This window comes from Bradyrhizobium sp. P2_E8, from assembly GCF_056403875.1.
In genome coordinates this window covers 1-1,633 of record NZ_JBFUES010001335.1, presented here as the reverse complement: position 1 = coordinate 1,633, position 1,633 = coordinate 1, and the positions used below count along the sequence as shown (strand labels likewise).

General features: G+C 63.9%; 2 protein-coding genes. One reads left to right on the top strand and one right to left on the bottom strand.

Going from position 1 to position 1,633, the window contains the following annotated elements; genetic code table 11:
* A partial coding sequence (locus AC1D00_RS40190) for a PLP-dependent transferase (RefSeq protein ID WP_477014516.1) occupies positions 1–586 on the bottom strand: 586 nt, incomplete at its 3' end.
* 380 nt (positions 587–966) lie between these two features.
* Between AC1D00_RS40190 and AC1D00_RS40185 the strand changes: the two genes are divergently transcribed.
* A partial coding sequence (locus tag AC1D00_RS40185) for an amino acid ABC transporter substrate-binding protein (RefSeq protein WP_477014515.1) occupies positions 967–1,633 on the top strand: 667 nt, incomplete at its 3' end.

Below are 1,633 nucleotides of genomic sequence, written 5' to 3'. Positions count from 1 at the left end.
AGCGGTGATAGAGCGGGGTGGCCCAGGTGTTGTCATCGATGACGAGCGCGTCGCGGGCATGCGCGACCTCGGCGATGGCGCGGATGTCGGGCATCTCGAACGATTGCGAGCCCGGCGCCTCGACCAGCACCGCGCGGGTGTTGGGCTTGAACAGCTTGTCGATGCCGGCGCCGATCAGCGGATCGAAATAGGTGGTCTCGACGCCGTAGCGTGCGAGCATGCCGTTGCAGAAATTGCGCGAGGGCCGATAGACGTTGTCGCAGACCAGAATGTGGTCGCCGGTCTTCAGCACCGAGAGCAGGGTGGTGGAGATCGCCGACAGCCCCGACGGCACGATGCCGACGCCGGCGCATTGCGGCCCCTCCAACGCCATCAGCGTGTCCTGAAAAGCCCTGGTCGTCGGGGTGCCGTGGCGGCCGTAGGTGAACTCGCCGCGATGGGCATGCAGGTCCTCGGCGGTCGGATATAGGACGGTCGAGCCGTGGAACACCGGCGGATTGACGAACCCCTTCTGCGCCTTGGTGTCGCGGCCGGAGGTCACCAGCCGGGTCTCGGCCTGCTGCTGGGAGGGGGGCGAGGAATCCATGCGTCTGCTTTCAAAACTGCGTTTCCGCCAGGCGCGATGCGCCCCGCGGGCCGGCCGAAAGGCCGCTGTCGTTAATAACAGAACACAGAAGAGTCCCGTCAACCCCTTGACCCGGCTCGCCAGTCGTTCTGTGATGCGCAGGTGCTATTCAGTCGCCGCATGTTGAGGGGCCTGCCGCGACCTTCGATCCATCGTCTGACCGGACCTTGCGCCACAGCCATAATGGCGGGCGCCTGCGGCGGGGATTAAGGTATGGCCTCCCGAGATCGGCGAGTGTTCGGCAAGGTTTTCCAGCATGACTCTTGCAAGGCTCACCCTGGCAGAGACGATCCTGAGACAACATTCCTGACCTTGAGACGACCTTGAAAGGCCTTCACCCCATGAAACGCGTAACCCTGGCTCTCACCCTTGCTCTGGCCGCCGGCCTGACTGCCCAAGCCGCCGATGCGCAAACACTCAAGACCGTCAAGGACCGGGGCACGCTGTCCTGCGGCGTCAGCCAGGGCCTGCCGGGCTTCTCCGCGCCCGACGACAAGGGCAACTGGACCGGGCTCGACGTCGACATCTGCCGTGCGATCGCGGCGGCCATCTTCAATGACCCGACCAAGGTCAAGTACGTGCCGACCTCGGCCAAGGACCGTTTCACGGCGCTGCAATCCGGCGAAATCGACGTGCTCTCGCGCAACACCACCTGGACCATCTCGCGCGACACCTCGCTGGGCGCCAACTTCACCGGCGTGACCTATTATGACGGGCAGGGCTTCATGGTGAAGAAGTCGCTCAAGGTGAATTCCGCGCTCGAGCTCAACAGCGCCTCGGTCTGCGTGCAGACCGGCACCACCACCGAGCAGAATCTGGCCGACTACTTCAAGGCCAACAACATGAAATACGAGGTGATCGCGTTCGGCACCAACGACGAAACGGTCAAGGCCTATGAGGCCGGCCGCTGCGACGTCTTCACCACCGACCAGTCGGGCCTCTACGCCAACCGCCTCAAGCTCGCCAATCCCAATGACCACATGGTGCTGCCCGAGATCATCTCGAAGG